The organism is Pseudacidovorax intermedius (assembly GCF_003350475.1).
GTDB classification, from domain to species: Bacteria; Pseudomonadota; Gammaproteobacteria; order Burkholderiales; family Burkholderiaceae_C; genus Xenophilus; species Xenophilus intermedius.
The window spans coordinates 66,497-83,038 of the sequence record NZ_QQAV01000017.1; the positions used below are offsets into that span (position 1 = coordinate 66,497).

Consider the following 16,542-nt stretch of genomic DNA (forward strand, 5'->3'; position numbering starts at 1 on the left):
ATGTCCGTCCAGGCGGGCGTCGAGCCGAGCTGCTCCGTGCCACGGACCATCTTGCGTTGCGTGCGCTCGCACTTGTAGCCCCAGTAGAAGGGGATCACCGGCGACAAGACTCGCTCACGGGCCTCGTTGGTTGGTCCGTAACGGGTGGGCTTTCGCCCGTTGGCAGCGGCCTGGTCCGGAAGTAGCTTCGTCAGGTCGCTGCGACCTAACCGCTGATTGAGCCCTCTCGCAAATTCGTTGGCCGCGTCGTCGTACCACTCGCCCTCCGAGTTGACGCCATGTACGAAGATGATGACCCCCGGCATCGACAGAGGCATGCCCATGGTGTGGGTTCGTTTGGCATAAGCGTCATCGATTCCCGTGCCTTTGCACTTCACCCATTGGCACTGGCCAGGGTCTGGAACGACAGGTGGCAGATTGCTCAGATCCGTGTTCGCGCTCATCGGGCACCTCCACTTGCCGGCGTCGCGCACTGAACTCGTGTGTCGACGGGCGCAACCCGCGGGACGAACACGAATCCAGGCACGTAGCGCCAGTCATCGCTCTGAGGGCGGGCAAGGGTCAGGTCCAATGCATGGGTCAGCTTGGTGCCATCGAGGTTGTACGCGGTGGCGCCACTTGCCATCAGGCCGTCATCGTAGGAGTACGCCCAGACGTACTTCCATGTGCGCCCACCGTCCGTCGAATAAGGCATCTTGTTGCCTCCACACGCTCCTCCGCCCGACGAGCAGTTCGTGTTCCCGCCTCGCGTCACTGGCCCGATCAGGTACTCGTCGTTGGCCGCGTCGATGATCAGCTTGCCCCGCGTCATCACGTTGTCCCATCCCACCACCTGGCTGCGGATGTTCTTCGCCGTGTCTACGAAATACAGCGTCCTTCCCGTGCAAAGGCCATTGGCCTTCGGTGTGATTTCGAAGTAGCGGTGGTCATCGATCCGATAGGCGACCACCGGCGACTCCAACGGCTCGCCCCCCTGCGCCTGCGCAGGCGCCACACCGCGCAGACCGCACGCCCCCAACAGCAATGCCGATGTGGCAATGGCCGAGCGCCGCACGGCGCCCCATGTCAGCTTTCCCATGCTCATGTTCTCCCTGAAAAAACTCCTATCGCGTCGCCGATGACGGCTGGCTTCTGCCGCCGCCTGGCCGCAGCTGCCTCGTCGTCTTCGCCGCGCGGCCGATGGGCAGCCAGAACGACGACAGCGCCGCGCCCCCGTTCTGGAACGGCCCGCCTCCCCAGGCTCCGTCCGATCTCAGCGGGTTGCCATGCATGTCCGTCCAGGCGGGCGTCGAGCCGAGCTGCTCCGTGCCACGGACCATCTTGCGCTGCGTGCGCTCGCACTTGTAGCCCCAGTAGAAGGGGATGATGGGTGAGGCGATGCGCTTGCCGTCTCCCCCGCGCTGGAGATAGCGATGTGCGGTGACCTTGTCTTCATCGCCCTTCGTATCCTTCTGTAGCTGCCTGAGGTCGTCTCTGCCCAAGCGCATATTCAAGCCTTTGGCGAACTCTCCGGATGCGTCGTGATACCACTCGCCTTCCGAGTTGACCCCATGCACGAAGATGATGACCCCTGGCATCGACAGAGGAACACCCATGGTTTGAGTTCGTTCGGCATAGGCATCATCAATGCCCGTTCCTTTGCACTTCACCCACTGGCACTTGCCTGGATCAGGCGTGACACAAGGAAGGTGGCTGAGGTCTCTGTCTTGACTCATTGGCCCTCCGGCTGACGAGGGGCAGTGCACAGAACCTTGGTATCTACCGGGGCAATTCGAGGTTGGACCGCGAAATCGCGGATCCACTTCCAATCCGAACTGATTGGCCGTGCAATGGTGAGATCCAGGCCGTCGGTGACCACAGTCTGAATGCGATGCGACTGGTAGGCCATCGACCCACTGACCATCAAGTCGAAGGTCGTTCCGGGCGACCACACCAACTGCCACGTCCTGCCCCCATCCGTCGAGTACGGCATCTTGTCGCTCCCACACGCCCCGCCCCCCGACGAGCAGTTCGTGTTCCCTCCCCGCGTCACCGGCCCGATCAGGTAGTCATCGTTGGCCGCGTCGATGATCAGTTTGGTTCGGTTCATCACCGGATCGAACTTCACCACGCTCGATCGGATGCCCTTGGCCGTGTCAACAAAATAGATCATGTCGCCGTAGCAGTCATTGCGCGGCGTGACCTCGAAGTACCGATGGTCATCGATCCGGTAGATGACCACCGGCGCAGGCTCCGGCTTGGCGCTCTGCGCCTGCGCAGGCGCCACACCGCGCAGACCGCACGCCCCCAACAGCAATGCCGATGTGGCAATGGCCGAGCGCCGCACGACGCCCCATGTCAGCTTTCCCATGCTCATGTTCTCCCTGTGAATCTTTTTGGTCGCCGTTCAGGCCACGTATCACTTGCTCGGAGGCACCGAGCATCCGTTCGGCATTCGACAGACCATGACCTCCAGGTTCTCTGGGTTGAATTCCTCACCGCCCGGAAGACGAACGATGCCCTGCTGGTCGCTTTTATAGGTCGATGTGCTCCCGCTCGGCGTGCGAACGGCGAGCATCCGATTCGGAGAAGGAATGCGCAGCACGTTCTTCGTGTTCGCTTCCACACCCCCGGTGGGCCGAGGCACAGATGCCGGCGTGGTCGTGCTGCATCCCCAAAGTACGAAGGCCAAGATGGCCACGACGAGACGACTGATCCATCGCATGTCAGCCCCCCTTCCTGCACGGCTCCAACATCGTGAGACCGTCCATCAGCATGGTTTTGTACTGCTCATCGTTGAAGTTGAAGTCGACGCGTGGCAGCTTCGTCGCCAGATTGCTGCATTGGCTGCGGCTGGGAATGCCTTCGCTGCCCATGCAGCGACCGACGGCCGAGATGTCATGTTTCTCCTCCTTGAGTTGGCTATGGGTGGGATAAAGGGATTCAACCGACGTTGAACGGCTTGTCCAGCCTGGACAGGGCGTCGCCATCCGACTGCGCCGACGTCTTCTGCCCGCCCGCCTTGGCGATGGTGTAGGCCCTGTTCTCCAGGCCATCGGCCTTGTTGCCCATCCGGTGCAGCTTGAGCTGCTGCGCCTGATCGGTGCGCAGGAACGCAGGAAAGTCGACCTTCATCGTGCTGGCGCCGCTCAGTCGGTAGTTGGCGGTCTGCACCAGGTATTCGCCGCTCATGCCCCAGGTGACCTTGCCGCCGCGCATGCGCAGATAGGTGCCGTCGTCCAGCATCAGCGTGATGCCCTTGCGGGCGCGGATGACGATGTCGTCCTCGGTGGACTGCAGCGTGATGGACTTCTGCGCGGTGATCTCGGCGCTGTTGTGCTGGGCTTGGTGGATCAGCCGGCCTTCGCTGGCGATGACGCGGATGTCACCAGTGCGCGCGAACTGGCCGATGTCCTTGCCGGCCGTGTGCAGGATGGACGCGTCGGCATAGTGCTGCTGGTTCTGGCCGGCCACGGTGTCGATGTTCACGCCGGCGTACTGGGTGAAGTCCCGCGGCGTCACGGCGGCGATGCCGGCGGCGCCGCTCAAGGCAAGCACCGGCTGCCCGCCCGGGGCCTTGCCGCGTGCGTAGGCTTCGTCATTGGCGCCGTGGCCCAGCGCATCGGCCGCCTCGCAAAGCGACTGCTGCGCCCCGGTGTCGCGTTTGCCGGCGTCGCAGGTGTCCGCCGCCTTGCCCAGATCCCTGGCGACGGCGAGCGCCTGTTCGAGGCAGGCCACGAGTTCGGTGCGGCTGAGCATGCCGCCCACCGCCTCCGAGCGTCCGTCCGTCGTGATGAGCAGACCTTTGCCTGCCCGCATCGCCCCCCAGCCTTCGCTCGCCAGTTCGAAGCCTTCGCCACGCGGGTCCTTGCGGCCCTGGTTGTCTTCGATGCGGGTGATGTGCCCCACGCTCAGGCTGGAATGCAGGTGGTCGCTCTTGAGCTGTGCCTGGATGCGCCCCCCCGTGTCATCGAAGGCCAGATGATTGCTGCGCCCGCTGGCGCTGTTGCCGCCATTGGGCGTGAGCTCGCGGCTGCGGAAGCCGCTCAGGGCGCTCTGGCCGGGCAAGGACCATGGCGGCAGGTTCATCTGGTTGAAGACGCGGCCGGTACAGATGGGCAGATCCGGGTCGCCGCCCACGAAGTCGACGACCACCTCCTGCCCGATGCGCGGCACGTGCATGCCACCGAGTTGGTTTCCAGCCCAGTCGCTGGAGACACGTACCCAGCAGCCGCTGTTCTGGTTCTTGTGCCCAAGCCGGTCCCATGGAAACTGCACCTTGATGCGGCCCAGCTCGTCGGTCCACAGGTTCTGACCCTCTGGGCCGACGACCAGCGCGGTCTGTGGGCCATGCGTGTGGGGCTTGGCACGGGTGTGTTCGGGCCGCAGCGGCTCCTTCATGGGATGGACGGTGAAGTCCACCGTCACGCGCCATTGCTGGCGCCGCTCCTGGCCGGCTTCCACACGCTGGCTGTCGCGGCCCACGTCCTCGATCAGGAAGGTGGTGTCCAGCACGAGGTATTCCATGTTGGCCGAGCTGCGGGGATGTTTGTGCAGCCGGAAGGTGCAGCCCGGCACCATGCCACGCAGATGGCCCCGCGCCTGGGCGCGGACGGCATGGGTACGCAGGGCCTCCATGCGCAACAAGGCCAGCTGGTCGCCCTCGTCCGCGGGGTCGTTGGCACCCGTCGAGCCGGCCCTGGGCTGGGCATAGTGGGCACCGCCGGCGCTGGCATGCCACTGGTACACCTCGCCATCGGCCTGCCCGGTGGGACGCGGGTGCTTGCGGCTTCGGCTCAGGTCCGCACGGGGGCGCGTGTAGTCGTAATCGCGGGTGACGTAGCGGCCGCTGGCCAGCTGGTGCTGCGGCGCAAAGGCGTGGATGTATTCCGCGTCCACCTTCCAGCCCGGCGGGTGGTAGTGCACGTCCGCATAGGCGGCACTGGGCATGGCGCGGTGGGCGCCCATGTTGTCGATGAGCACCAGCCGGTGGCGGCCCTCGCTGTGCTCGAAGAAGTAATTGATGCCCCACTCCTGACAGAGGCGCTCGAAGAACGCGAAGTCGCTCTCGTTGTACTGCGTCTGGTAGTCGCGCACGGGGTAGCGCTCGATCAGGCGCTTGTCGACGGCAAAGGCGTAGGCACCGAGCACGTCGTCCAGGATGTCGACGACGGTCTTGTTCTGGAAGATGCGGCAGTCGGTGCGCAGAGTGGCCAGGTGCAGCCAGGGCCGCAGGGTCAGGCGGTACTGCAGGTGCCGCCCCTCCTCGCCCCAGAGCTGCGCCGCCGTGATGAGCGCGTTGATCTGCCGGGTGCCGGCGCCGATGCGGTCCACGGCAGCGCCGACCGCGCCGGGCAGGAAGGTGCCGGCGCCATCCAGCGCGATCTCGCAGGCGATCTCCCGGCCGATGAGGCTGTCGAGGTCGATGTTGGCGCAGGCGTCGGCGCGGGCGCCGGGGACCAGGTCCTCAGGCGTGGCCAGCAGGAGTTCGTACTCGAAGAGGCTGTTGAGGCCCTCGCGGCCGGCCAGGCGCACCGGGTGCAGCAAGGGATTGCCGCCGAAGAGGGGAAGCGCAGGCGATTGCACGCGCAGGGTATGGGACGTCATGGACACGAGAACCTCCTTGTTGAACGTGTTTGGGCTGCGGCTGGCGTCTGCGCTCTACGCGGCATGCGCCGCGCCCGGGGCGGCGCCTGCAGCACCGCTGCGCGCCTGGATGTACTGCTCCGGCTCGAACACCATGCCAACCGAATAGTCCGCCGGCACCGCAGGCGCACCGTCTGCGGTGACCTCTTGCCGATCCTCGTCAGCGCCGCCCAGCCAGGTGGACCAGCCCAGCCTTTCCTTGTCTTCGAGGCGGGCGGGCGGGGCGCTGTCCCTGCGCACCCGCAGTTCGACCTCCCACAGGAACTCGTAGCCGATGAAGCCGCGCACCCACTCCACGAGCAAGGGCAGGTCCTTGCCCCAGGGCGTGAAGCGCAGGTACTGCGCCAGGCTCAAGGGCCCGAGCACGATGCGGAACTTGTTCTGGCGATCGGGCACCACCTCGCCCGCGATCGCGCCGATGCCCATGAGGCTAGAGCTCCTCGCCTGGCCCAGGTGGCTCTGGTCTTCGTCGCCGATGCGGATCCAGTGCATGACGAATTCATGGATCTGCACCGGCACGGCGAAGAAGTGCGCAAGGGTGTGGGCCAGACCGTCCGGATTGCGGGCCTCCCGGGCCAGGTGGCTTGCCGCCGACAGGCGCGCATGCGAGGGCAGCACGGAGTCGCGGATCTCCAGCGGATCGTGGCCGGTGAGGTGTGCGACGTAGCGGCTGAAGCGCTCGTCGTCGGCACGGTCCAGCCCCGCGGCGGCCTGGCTCTGTGCCCAGGCGCGATACAGGTGCGTCAGGTAGCGGTGATGGAACAGGTCCAGGAAGTTGGCCAGCGTGGGGTCGCCCTGGTTCTCGGTGCGGTCGCGCACGATCTCGGTGTAGTGCAGCGGCAGCGGGCCGTTGGGCCCGAGCAGCCCCAGGCCATACAGGCGGATCAAGGGCCAGGCGGCGCTGTTGCCCCGGCGCTGCGGCATCGTTCCGACAGAGGGGCCGGCCGCATCCGGCATCACGATCTCGGCGATCTCACGCGGTGCGAATGTCAGCGCGGCCAGCTGGCCCAGCCGGAAGGGCTCCTGCTGCGGCCGCACCGCCTGGCCGATGGGTGGCAGATGGGCATGCGTGGCCGCGAACCGGCGCATCAGGGCAAGAAAGCCGAACTTCCAGGGCGTCCTGTGCAGGCGCTGCAACGTGCGATGCAGGTTCCTTGCGGGTTCCGATGGTGCCCGATCCGCGCTCACACGGCCCCCCGTCCACCCATGCGCACGGGCCAGCGCGCGACGGTGCCCCGCTGCATCGATTCGAGCGTGGTCTGGGTGAACACGTTGATGCTGACGTGCCGCGCCAGATAGTGTTCGAGCACCAGGCCGAACAGGTAGGGGCTGGTGCCCGAAAAGCCCTCCTCGTCCACGCTCAGGATGCATTCCACGCCCCGGCCGTAGATGAGCGGCCCGGCGCCAGGCAGCCGCCGGGTGACCGGCGCGATGCGCGAGCCCACCAGGCTCTGGATCTGCCGCAGCTGCACGTCGTCGTCGATGGAGACGAACAGCCGCAGCATGTCGCGCAGACCCTGGGCGCCGTCGCGGTGGGGCATGTCGGCCAGCGGCAGATGGTTGAAGCCCAGCTGCCGGATCAGCCGCCAGGCGATCTCCCGCTGCGCGAACGGGCTCTTGGGCCGGCTCGGGGGCCGGATCAGGCCGACGGCACGCACGGGGATGGAGTCCGCCACGGCCAGATCATCGAGGCCGTTGCGCGGCACCAGGCAGGGCAGGTCACGGTTGGTGAGCAGCGCCTGCACCGACAGATAGCGCAGGCTGTCCGGGTAGGGCGCCTCGTGCTGGTCGACCAGGGAGAGGAAGACCTCGGTGCCGATGTAGGGCGTGCGCGTGCCGTACTTGCGCGCGGACTCCGACGCCAGCCGCTGCTCCCGTCGCACCGAGAAGTAGCGGCCATGGTTGCCCTCGTCCTCGTTGAGGGTCTGGTAGAGCGGGCGGAACGCCATGGCGGCCGTGGTCTCCGACTGCTGCCCGCTGATGGCCTGGACGGCATACACCTCGAAGTCGAGCGGGCGCGACCGGTCCGGAACCAGGTGGAACTCGGTGTGGGTGCCATCGAGCTCGATGCGGTCGGTGCGCCGCGTGAAGAGGTTGACCACCGGCGTGCAGAAGAGCGCGAACTGCCCCGCGTCGACCAGCCCGCCCAGATGGCCGGGTGGACGGGAGAGCAGGATCAGGATTTCCGCCTCCGCGCCCTCGACGCGCGCCAGCCCGCCGGCCAGCTGGGTCAGGGTGAAGAAGTAGAAGCGCTCGGGGCAGGCAAAGTACTCGTGCACCAGGTTGTGGCCGTGCAGGGTGTTCCAGGCCAGCGGCAGCAGGCCCTGCCCGGGAGCGAGGCCTTCATGCACCAACGCATCGGCGGTGACGACATGGGGGCGCTGCGCCAGCCGGCCGGGCGCACCGACGAAGGTGGCGACGGCCGAGGTGTGCAGCAGTTCGAACAGGTGCGAGGCCACCTGCTCGTCGCCGCGCAGGTAGATGGGCAGACGGTCCAGCCCTGCGATGTCGTCGAAGTTCAGCTCGCCTACCGTGCGCAGCCGCAGCCGGAGTGCGCCGGTCACCTGCACATGGGGCGGCACGTAGCGCTCCAGCCCTGGAATGTCGGGCGGCGCGCCGGTGAGCCGGGCGTCCACCAGTTCGATGGGCCACAGCGTCACGTCCTGGCCGGAGCGGAACTCGCACGGCGTCTCCTCCCCCGCGGGAACGCCCGCATGGAAGGCCGTGCCCCGCGGCACCACGAAGCCGCGCGTGAAGTCGCCTTCGGTCACGCTGGGATGCAGCTGCGCCACGGCCATGGACGGCGTGGGCGCCAGGTAGTTGGGATACAGCACCTCCAGCAGCCGCTGGGTGAAGCGTGGGAACTCCGCGTCGAGCTTGATCTGCATGCGGGCCGACATGAAGCTGAAGGCCTCGATCAGCCGCTCCACATAGGGATCGGCGACTTCGATGCCGTGCATGCCCAGGCGGCGCGCGATCTTGGGATGGGCAGCAGCGAACTCGCCCGCCGTCTCGCGCATGTAGACGAGCTCCCGGTTGTAGTAGTCGAGCAGATGTGGATCCATGGCAGGGGGAGGAGGAGGCAAGGTGGACGTTGGCGCCGAAGCCGCCGTGTCAGCGGGGGGCGCGCGCAGGACCGCTGGCGTGGCGCACCACGCTCATGCGGTTGGTCTCCAGATCGACCGCGCTCTGGACGGTCAGCTCGACCGGATAGGGCTTGAGATCGATCATGGCGCGGATCTCGAACAGCAGGACGTTGTAGGACTCGTGGGCGCCCTCTCTCATCAAGGGCAGCACCGTCACTGTGTCCGGGATCAGCCGCGGCTCGTAGTCCGCTATGGCGCGGCGGATGATGAGTTCGACCTCTTCCCAGCGGCGCTCCGACAGGTAGCTGCCTGCCAGGGGCGGCACGCCGAAGTTGAGGGTGGAGCGCGCCGCCTCGGCGTAGCGCGCACGGTCGATTCCGTCTTCCGCATTCGTGGTGTTGAGCAGATAGGCCAGGTCGCGCTGCAGGATGTCGCGCATCTGGCTGGGCGTGACCGTGTAGGCCGCAGGCAGCTCGTCGGACTGACCGGGCGCGGCATCGCGCAGCCGGTCGAACAGGGTGGGCAGCAGTCGGGCATGCGCGCGCGCGGGCGGCGCCCCCTCGGCACGGGGCACGCGTGCGCCCGGATGGACCCGCCGCGGGGACGGCGACGGCTCTTGTGCCATGGTCGGGTCGCGGTGCATCGTGGCCCCGGTCACGCCGCGTGCTGGCCGGCGGTGTCGAACCGGCAGGTGCGAAGGTCGAGCAGCGGCAGGTCGCCCCCGCTGCTCATCCACACCTTCTGGCCGCGCGCATGGACGCCCGTGCGACCGACGTCCTGCCACACGGTCTCGCGCCCCAGCAACAAGGCGTCCCGATCACCGGCGGCCAACGGATAACGCATGGGCATGTAGCCCTTGAGGGGCGTGCCGTCGCGCAGCACGAAGTCCGCTTGGCTCCAGACCAGGTCGAGCAGGCGCTGAGGTGGCTGCTTGTCGATGCTGCGGATGTCCTGGAACGCGAGCCAGCGGTAGGCCCCGACCAGGACCACTTCACACACGGGGCCGAGCCGCGAGTCGGAGTCGCTCACCCATGTGAAGGCGGGGACCAGATTGCTCTCGCCCGCGACGGCAGGGGCCCGCGACAGGGCAGCCTCACGGGCGTCGTCCGCGGCCTCGGTGTCGGATGCGCCCCCGGCAGCGTGCTGCAGGGCATCGGCCAGGCCGGCGAGCCATGCGGGCACGGACGGCCCCTCCTCCGGCACCGGTGCATGCGCGTCGTTGTGGCCCTCGCCCTCCACCGCGGCGGCGAGCGTTGCTGGCCTGACCCGGCCGGCCAGCACCTCGGCGCGCTGCATCTCGGCGCGGATGAGGCCGCGCACCACGTGAGCTGTGCTGTCGAAGTCCTTGGAGAGCGCCGCCCAGGCCTGAAGCTGCTTCATGGCGCGGGGCCAGTCGCCCAGCACGCAGAGCAGTTCGACCAGCAGCCAGCGCGCTCGGCTCTCCTGGGGCCGAGCCCGCACGGCCGACTCTGCGCGCGACAGCGCATCGGCGAGGGGCGCGGCGGATGACCAGGCACGGAAGGATTGCGCGTTGGGGGATGAGGAGGATCGGGTCATGGTTGACTGGGAGTGATCGGGTCGGACGCGGCGCGTCCATTCGGGAGCCCGTCCTGGGCCTGGGCCTGGGGCTGCGGCGCGGGCTGGGTCGGCCCGATTCGCACATGGCTGTCCGGCGCCAGCTCGCGGTGCTCGCGCAGGGTCAGGCTCGGCAGGGGCTTGTGCGCATCGAGCGCGAGCTCGGGCGCGAAAAGGCGCAGCACGTCTTCGCTGCGCTCGCCTTCGAGCGGGTTGGGCCGGTTCAGCGGATCGAAGCGGTCGATGAGCCGTTCGATGTCTTCGCGCGGCAGAAGGATGTCGCGCAGCAGCGCGTAGCGGTCTGCATCGTGGCTGAGCTGTTCCAGCGAAGGGGCGGGTTCACCGCCCGGGCCCTGAGCCACGTCCCAGTCCACCGTGCCGCCGACCTGCGATGGGTCACGCACGGCCCGGACGAACTCCTCGTGAAGCCGGTCGAAGAGACCCGGGCTCGGACCCGACGCCCCACGGGCGTCCGCGTCGGAAAAGTGCCGAAGGGGCGGTGGGGCCAGGGGCGCATGCACTGGCGCGGTCGGCGCCTCGCCGAGCAGTTGCGCAAGCGGATCCGGGGGCCGCCCGCCCCGAGCACCTTCGATGCCCAGCATGCCGAAGGGGTCGGCGTCGCCCGCGCGCGTGATCGTGTCCTCGGACCAGGGCGTGGCGAGATCCGTCAGGTCGAACTCATCCTCCGATGCGGCTACACCCTGCGCCGCAGGCAAGTGGGGCGCCACGGCTGTGGCGGGCCCGGCCTTTGATCCATGCAGGCCGAAATCCGCGCCCTCACCGCTCGCCGAGGGCGCCCTGGCAAGGGGCTCCGGCTCCACCGACTCCACCCGAAAGCGATGCAGCCCGACTTCGAGGTCGTCGCCCGCGCCGAGGGTCACGGGGCCGCCTCCTGCCACGCGCTGCCCGTTCACCGAACAGACCAGGTTGGCGCTGTCGTTGACGAGTTGCCAGGTCTTGGCGGCTTCCTGCCAGGTCACCTGGCAGCGGTTGGCGGCACGCCACTGCGCATCGTTCAGCCGGTCGCCGGCCAACTCCAGCGCCTCGGCCATGCCCGTGCCTTCAGGCCGAAGAGCGATTACCGCGTCCCGCGCATGCCCGCGGCTGTGAACCAGCCGCAGGCGCAGCAAGGGCGGTGGGCCCGCGCGAGGTGCGGCCACGTCGGTGTCGAGGTCGGGACGATGGTTCATGGCAGGCAACTCCAGAGCTGGACCAACGAGGTGGCGGCATTCACGTAGCCTCCCTCGGCATCCTGTTGCCAGAAGACGGGGCTCGGCCGCGTGGACAGCAGGCGCTGCGGCCAGTCGGCCCAGGGCAGGTGGCGCACGCCATGCAGCCGCGCCGCCGGGTCGTCGGCAGGAGGCGGGCCGGCCAGTTCGTCCAGCAGGGCCTGCGCTGCCGCGGCATGACCATCTGCTTGCGGCTGTGCGGTCTCTCCCCGGTGAGCGGAGGCGGTCCGCGGCAGACGCTGGGGCGCCGTGGTGTAAAGCGCCCAGAGCCCGCCCACCAGTCGCTCCAGCGGCTGCCTGTCCGCGCACTCGGCCTGTCCCAGTTCGCGCGCAACGGCCCGTGCCAGCCAGAAGAGCCAATCGCGGGGCACATGCGTCTTCGGGTCGAATTGCCGCCGCACCCAGCCGGGACGCGCCAGCTGATAGACCAGCAAGGGATGCTGGCGCCCCACCCGGTCGGAGGACGGCGCAATCACGCCGACGACGAAGCGCCGCGGCGCGAAGGCCAGCGTGCCGGGCGGCAGCACGAAGGCGACCGGCAGAGCCGCTGCGCCCTGCCCTGCACCCAAGGCCTCGTCATGCCCGACGGCCCGCCCGGCGACCAGCGCCAGCCACGTCGCCCAGCCTTCGCTCTCCCGATGGCGCACGCCGCTTCGCACGAAGTCGGCATGCCCGGGCAACTTGCCCCAGATGGCCGGCGGCGTGACCTGCCAGGCCTCGATCCATGCGCGCACCATCGCTTCAACCCGCCCGCCCGGGGCAGCGGAAGCCCTTGAGCAGGTCACTGTTGAGCGGATTGGGCTGGCTGCCGGTGCCGATGTCGATCAGCGCCTTGCGGCCATCGAAGCTGTACTCCACGCTCAGGCGGCCCGGGGTGGCCGTCTGCACGATCCGGCCCTTTTCGAGCAGGCGGAACAGCGCCCACGGCCCTTGCTGGAGGATCGTGGACGTCGGGCCCGAGATGCGCGGATTGGCGCTCAGCTCGGCCATGGACCCGCCCCGGGGTCCGGGCCAGTTGACGGCGAAGGGCTGCACCGGGCCGTGCACGTAGCGCAGCCCTTGGCCGTCGATGTCGATGACCAGGTCGGTGATGCTGGGCTCGAGTTCCAGCACGCGCAGGTCCATCTTCCAGGACAGCTTTCTGCCGCCAGCGTCGCGGAAGAACACCTCGCGGATCTGCTGCGCGCGGTAGAAGGCATCGAGTGACGGCCCGCTGCGGGCCAGCAGCTTGAGCAGTTCGCCGAGCATCGTGGGGCCCGTGGTGGCCGGCGCTGGCGTGCCACCGCTGGCCACGGCTTCCACGCCCACCATCGCGTTGGCCACCGAGGAATCCTTGTAGCGCCAGGGCCGCACGCTGGTGTCGACGAAAGGCGCCAGGTACTTGTTGAAGAACTCGTCGGCCGCACCACCCGCGGCGAAGACGGCCGTGAAGTCCTCGATGGATGCGTCCTGGTCCACGGCCGCCAGCGGATAGCGGCCCTCGACCCCGCGCTTGCAGGGCTCGCTCACCTGCATGGCCATGAGGCCCATGATCCGGTCGAACTGCTGCTGGGCCTGCTTGCGCAGGATGGCCGTGGCACCCAGCGTCACCTTGTCGCCGCCGTTCACGGCCAGCGCCGTCAGCACTTCACGAAAGGGGGCCGGCAGCTTGCTGGCCTCCAGCTTCAGACGGGCGCCCAGTTCCGGACCTCCCGGCGGAAGACTGCCTGCGGCCAGGGCCGTTTCGGCCACCACCAGTGCGGTGTAGTACTCGTTCAGCAGACCCGAGATGTTCTCCAGCCCGGGCTTGGCCGACGCTGCGCCCGCGCCGCCGTCCATGGCGATGTCGGGCTGGCCGGTGACCACCTCGCGCAGCGCCGCGAAGGTGTCGTCGACGAGCTGCTTCTCCAGTCGCTCTTCCGGGCGGATGCCGAGGTTCTTGCCGAGTTCGCGGCTCTTCTTGTCGAGCGCATCGGAGGCCTTGTCCAGAAAGCTCTTGTCTTCTTCACGGGTGTTGGTCACCAACGGGCGCGACAACGTCGTCTCGCGCGCTGCGGCGCGGGCCAGGCGGGCGAGCGGCGAGTCGGGCGCCGCCAGTTGCCGCAGAACGCTCAGGTCGAAGCCGAGGCTGGTGTTGGTCTCGTCCCTGCTACTGACCACGCGCACCGAGTCGAGGAAGGTGTGCCAGTTCTGCGCGTATTCGGTCAGGTACTGGCGGCGGATGTCCTCCAGCAAGGGATTGCCCCGAAGGCTGTCGGCGGCCTCACCCCGCAGAGTTTTTTTTTGAGCGGCAGCGGCCAGCGAGGCCGCACCGGTGCGGCCCATCACCCACGCATCCTCTTCGAGGGCCTTTTCCACGAACTCCCCCAGCCGCTTGTTGAACAGGGCGTGGTAGCCGTCGTAGGTGAAGAGCCCCGGCACGCCCTTTTCGAGCGGTTGGCCGTCCGCCCGCGCGAGCACGGTGCCCACCTGGGGGCCGACCGCGCGCACCAGCGTGAACTCCTGCGGTGCCTCGGGCGCCATGGCGGCCTTCGCCCGCTCGTACACGCGCTGGGTCGAGGTGTTGGCGTTGAGGAAGTCCTGCACCTCGCGCACCAGCCCTTCGTTGGGCAGCGAGGCCGACTGGACGGACCGATCCCCGGAGAACAGCGCCTCGACATGGCCCACCATGGATGCGCGCCCGCCGAAGACGGCGGCGCTGTCCGAGGCCTCCCAGTCCTTGAGCACCCAGTTGCGCACATCGCGGGCACCGCCGCTCATGTAGCGCTCCCTGTCGTGCAGCAGCTTGTAGACGCGCAGGGTCTCGTAGGCCGTCTTGGCGTCCTTGTCCTTCACGCTCTGGGCCAGCACGGTCTCCATGCGCTGCAGGATGGCCGGCAACAGCAGGTGGTCCTGCAGGCTGGCATAGGTGGCCGCCGAAGCGTCCCGCACCGGGGGGACGCTGTACAGCCCGTACAGGAAGCTGCCCGGCGGATCGGCGAAGTCCAGTCCCGCATAGGCCGGCAGCTCGCGTGCGCTGCTGAGGACGTCGGGCACCGCTGACGGCTTGAATTGGGCATAGAGCCCCCGCACCTGCGCCGCCAGCGTCTGCGCCCGCTGCCCGATCGTGCCCAGGTACTGCCTGTTGTTGCCGAAGCTCAGCGCCAACGCACCTGCCAGCCACAGGAAGATCACGATCGCCAGTGCATGGCCCAGCAGCCGCAGCAGGCGGAAGCGGAACTCCCAGCGCAGGTTGGGCCGCACCAGATGCGACTCGGGAATGATGACCTTGGTCATCAGGTCCTGCAGGAAGTAGCCCTGCAGGCCGCGCCGGGGCTGCGTCATCTGCCGGATGTCCGTGGAGGACCGGGGGGCGGCAGGGGCAGAAGGGGCGGCAGCCGGGCGCGGTGCCGCCGGTGCGCCCGCGGTCGCAGCCGACTGGCGGAGTGCGTTGCCGTCCTGCGCATCCCCCGTCGTCGTGCCCTCGCCTGCCACGGGAGCGGACACCGCCGCGTCGGCGAGCGGTGATGGTTCGGCACGCTGGGCTTCGGCTTGGGCAGCCTTCTGCGCGTCTGCCTTGCGCACCCACTCCAGCGGCGAGACGCCAAGACTGCGCCACAGGCGCTGCAGCAGCGTCTCGGGATCGGCAGGCAGATGGACTTCGGCCTGCGCGCCGCTGGTGAAGTACACGCCGCGCAAGGTGTTGTGCGCCTGCGTGTTGTCGAAGCGCGAATCGAGGAACACATCGTCCAGCACCTGCACCAGCGGCTGCACCAGCCCGGCCAGCTCGCCAGGAAGGGCGAACAGCTTGCGGCGCCGATCGGCGTCGAACTCCTCGCTCAGACGGATGCGCAGCCCCTCGTCCAGCCGCTGCTTAAGCAGGCCCAGCTCCGTGCCGATCTGCGCACGCAGGGACTCGCGGTGCGCCGCCATGTCGGCAGGCCGGCCCGTCTTCATGCCCTGAAAGGGCAACGTGAAACCCCAGACCTGCGCGCGGCCCTCGCTGGTCAGCGACTGGAAGTACTCGTGAAAGCCGCACAGCAGGTCGGTCTTGGTGACCATCACATACACCGGGAAGCGGATGCCGAGTTCCTCGCGCAATTCGGCCAGCCGTTCGCGAATTGCGCTGGCCTGCTCCGCGCGCTCGGCTGGCGTCAGCAGCAGCAGGTCCGAGGCATCCAGCGCCACGATGGCGCCATTGATCGGCGCCCGCGTGCGGTGCTTGCGCAGCAGGCCCAGAAAGCCGTGCCATTCGGCAGCGTCGGCGGCGGGCGTGCTGTCCTGCGTGGTGTAGCGGCCGGCCGTGTCGATCAGTACGGCCTCGTTGGTGAGCCACCAGTCGCAATGCACCGTGCCCGCGGGCGACTGCAGCGACAGGCTGCGCGGCCCGGTCATGCCCTTGCGGGCGAGCGGAAACTGCAGCCCGGAATTCAGCACCGCCGTCGTTTTGCCTGCCCCGGCGCTGCCCACGATCATGTACCAGGGCAGTTCGTACAGATAGCGCTTGCCCTCCAGCACGCGCCGCAGCATCCCGCCCCGCGCACGCAGCCCCTTGAGCTGCGCCATGGCGCGGTTCACGATGGAGGTGACGTCCTTCATCTCCTGCCGGGCCACGTCGTCCTTGCCCCGCTCCTTGCCGAAGACGAACAGGTTCTCCAGCTTCGACGGATCGGCCTGCAGCAGCCGCAGCAGCACATACAGCCAATAGACCGCACACACGAACAGCAGCACCCCGACGAGGGTGGCGCGGATCCAGACCGGCGCCAGCGGCTGTGCAGCGCCCAGCGACAGCAGCGGCCCCGCATGCCAGATCAGCAGACACAGGGCGGCCACGCCGATGAGACTGACCGGCCCCGAGACCAACCACAGGATGCCCATGAGCAGCAGCAGCACGATCACGCTCACGCGCACGCCCACCGTGCCCAGTGGCCGCAGGCCGTCCACCGCGATCAGCGGGCCGACGAACCAGATCAGCAGCGCGAGCAGCACCACGCCCACGAACGCCAGCATCTGGCGGGAAAAGAGATAGCCCAGGAACTGTTTGAGGGTTTGCATGACGATGTGACTCC

At 68.3% G+C, this 16,542-nt stretch carries 13 protein-coding genes; 1 reads left to right on the top strand and 12 read right to left on the bottom strand.

Annotation, left to right across the window (positions count from 1 at the left end; all coding sequences use genetic code 11):
• The 4 genes from DFR41_RS26120 to DFR41_RS26135 all read right to left on the bottom strand — a co-directional run.
• On the bottom strand, nucleotides 1-443 hold a 443-nt coding region (locus DFR41_RS26120; protein ID WP_425326729.1), incomplete at its 3' end, for a T6SS effector phospholipase Tle3 domain-containing protein.
• The gene (locus tag DFR41_RS26125; protein WP_147284439.1) at nucleotides 440-1,078 is read right to left on the bottom strand and encodes a T6SS immunity protein Tli3 family protein; all 639 of its coding nucleotides are present in this window, start codon (nucleotides 1,076-1,078) and stop codon (nucleotides 440-442) included. The genes DFR41_RS26120 and DFR41_RS26125, both read right to left, overlap by 4 nt.
• A gap of 25 nt (nucleotides 1,079-1,103) precedes the next feature.
• The gene (locus DFR41_RS26130) at nucleotides 1,104-1,715 is read right to left on the bottom strand and encodes a T6SS effector phospholipase Tle3 domain-containing protein (protein WP_147284440.1); all 612 of its coding nucleotides are present in this window, start codon (nucleotides 1,713-1,715) and stop codon (nucleotides 1,104-1,106) included.
• Entirely contained in the window at nucleotides 1,712-2,350 is a 639-nt protein-coding gene (locus DFR41_RS26135) for a T6SS immunity protein Tli3 family protein (RefSeq protein WP_147284441.1), read from the bottom strand. Before DFR41_RS26135 ends, DFR41_RS26130 begins: the two co-directional genes overlap by 4 nt.
• A gap of 223 nt (nucleotides 2,351-2,573) precedes the next feature.
• On the opposite strand from DFR41_RS26135, the gene DFR41_RS27575 reads away from it, so the two are divergent.
• Nucleotides 2,574-2,936, top strand: coding sequence for a hypothetical protein (locus tag DFR41_RS27575; RefSeq protein ID WP_147284442.1), 363 nt, complete (start codon nucleotides 2,574-2,576; stop codon nucleotides 2,934-2,936).
• Here the strand turns inward: DFR41_RS27575 and DFR41_RS26140 are convergent.
• Genes DFR41_RS26140 through tssM form a run of 8 tightly spaced genes read right to left on the bottom strand, consistent with a single transcriptional unit; the run spans nucleotide 2,923 to nucleotide 16,528 of the window.
• Nucleotides 2,923-5,586, bottom strand: a complete 2,664-nt coding sequence (locus DFR41_RS26140; RefSeq protein ID WP_114804889.1) for a type VI secretion system Vgr family protein — start codon at nucleotides 5,584-5,586, stop codon at nucleotides 2,923-2,925. The two genes, DFR41_RS27575 and DFR41_RS26140, sit on opposite strands and share 14 nt — an antisense overlap.
• Nucleotides 5,587-5,640: 54 nt before the next feature.
• Complete coding sequence (gene tssG / locus DFR41_RS26145; RefSeq protein ID WP_425326730.1) at nucleotides 5,641-6,813, bottom strand: type VI secretion system baseplate subunit TssG; 1,173 nt, start codon at nucleotides 6,811-6,813, stop codon at nucleotides 5,641-5,643.
• Nucleotides 6,810-8,690, bottom strand: coding sequence for a type VI secretion system baseplate subunit TssF (gene tssF / locus DFR41_RS26150; RefSeq protein ID WP_114804890.1), 1,881 nt, complete (start codon nucleotides 8,688-8,690; stop codon nucleotides 6,810-6,812). Before tssF ends, tssG begins: the two co-directional genes overlap by 4 nt.
• 49 nt (nucleotides 8,691-8,739) lie before the next feature.
• On the bottom strand, nucleotides 8,740-9,336 hold the full coding sequence (tssE, locus tag DFR41_RS26155; protein WP_114804913.1) for a type VI secretion system baseplate subunit TssE: 597 nt from the start codon (nucleotides 9,334-9,336) through the stop codon (nucleotides 8,740-8,742).
• 29 nt (nucleotides 9,337-9,365) lie between these two features.
• Nucleotides 9,366-10,268 carry a type VI secretion system accessory protein TagJ gene (locus tag DFR41_RS26160; protein ID WP_114804891.1) on the bottom strand — a complete coding sequence of 301 codons (903 nt, stop codon included), beginning with the start codon at nucleotides 10,266-10,268 and terminating at the stop codon, nucleotides 9,366-9,368.
• A complete protein-coding gene (locus tag DFR41_RS26165; protein WP_147284443.1) occupies nucleotides 10,265-11,476 on the bottom strand; it encodes a TagK domain-containing protein in 1,212 nt (403 codons plus the stop codon). Before DFR41_RS26165 ends, DFR41_RS26160 begins: the two co-directional genes overlap by 4 nt.
• The gene (gene tagF, locus DFR41_RS26170; protein WP_170159479.1) at nucleotides 11,473-12,249 is read right to left on the bottom strand and encodes a type VI secretion system-associated protein TagF; all 777 of its coding nucleotides are present in this window, start codon (nucleotides 12,247-12,249) and stop codon (nucleotides 11,473-11,475) included. Before tagF ends, DFR41_RS26165 begins: the two co-directional genes overlap by 4 nt.
• Before the next feature lie 7 nt (nucleotides 12,250-12,256).
• Nucleotides 12,257-16,528, bottom strand: a complete 4,272-nt coding sequence (gene tssM / locus DFR41_RS26175; RefSeq protein ID WP_244917887.1) for a type VI secretion system membrane subunit TssM — start codon at nucleotides 16,526-16,528, stop codon at nucleotides 12,257-12,259.
• Between the last annotated feature and the right edge of the window lie 14 nt (nucleotides 16,529-16,542).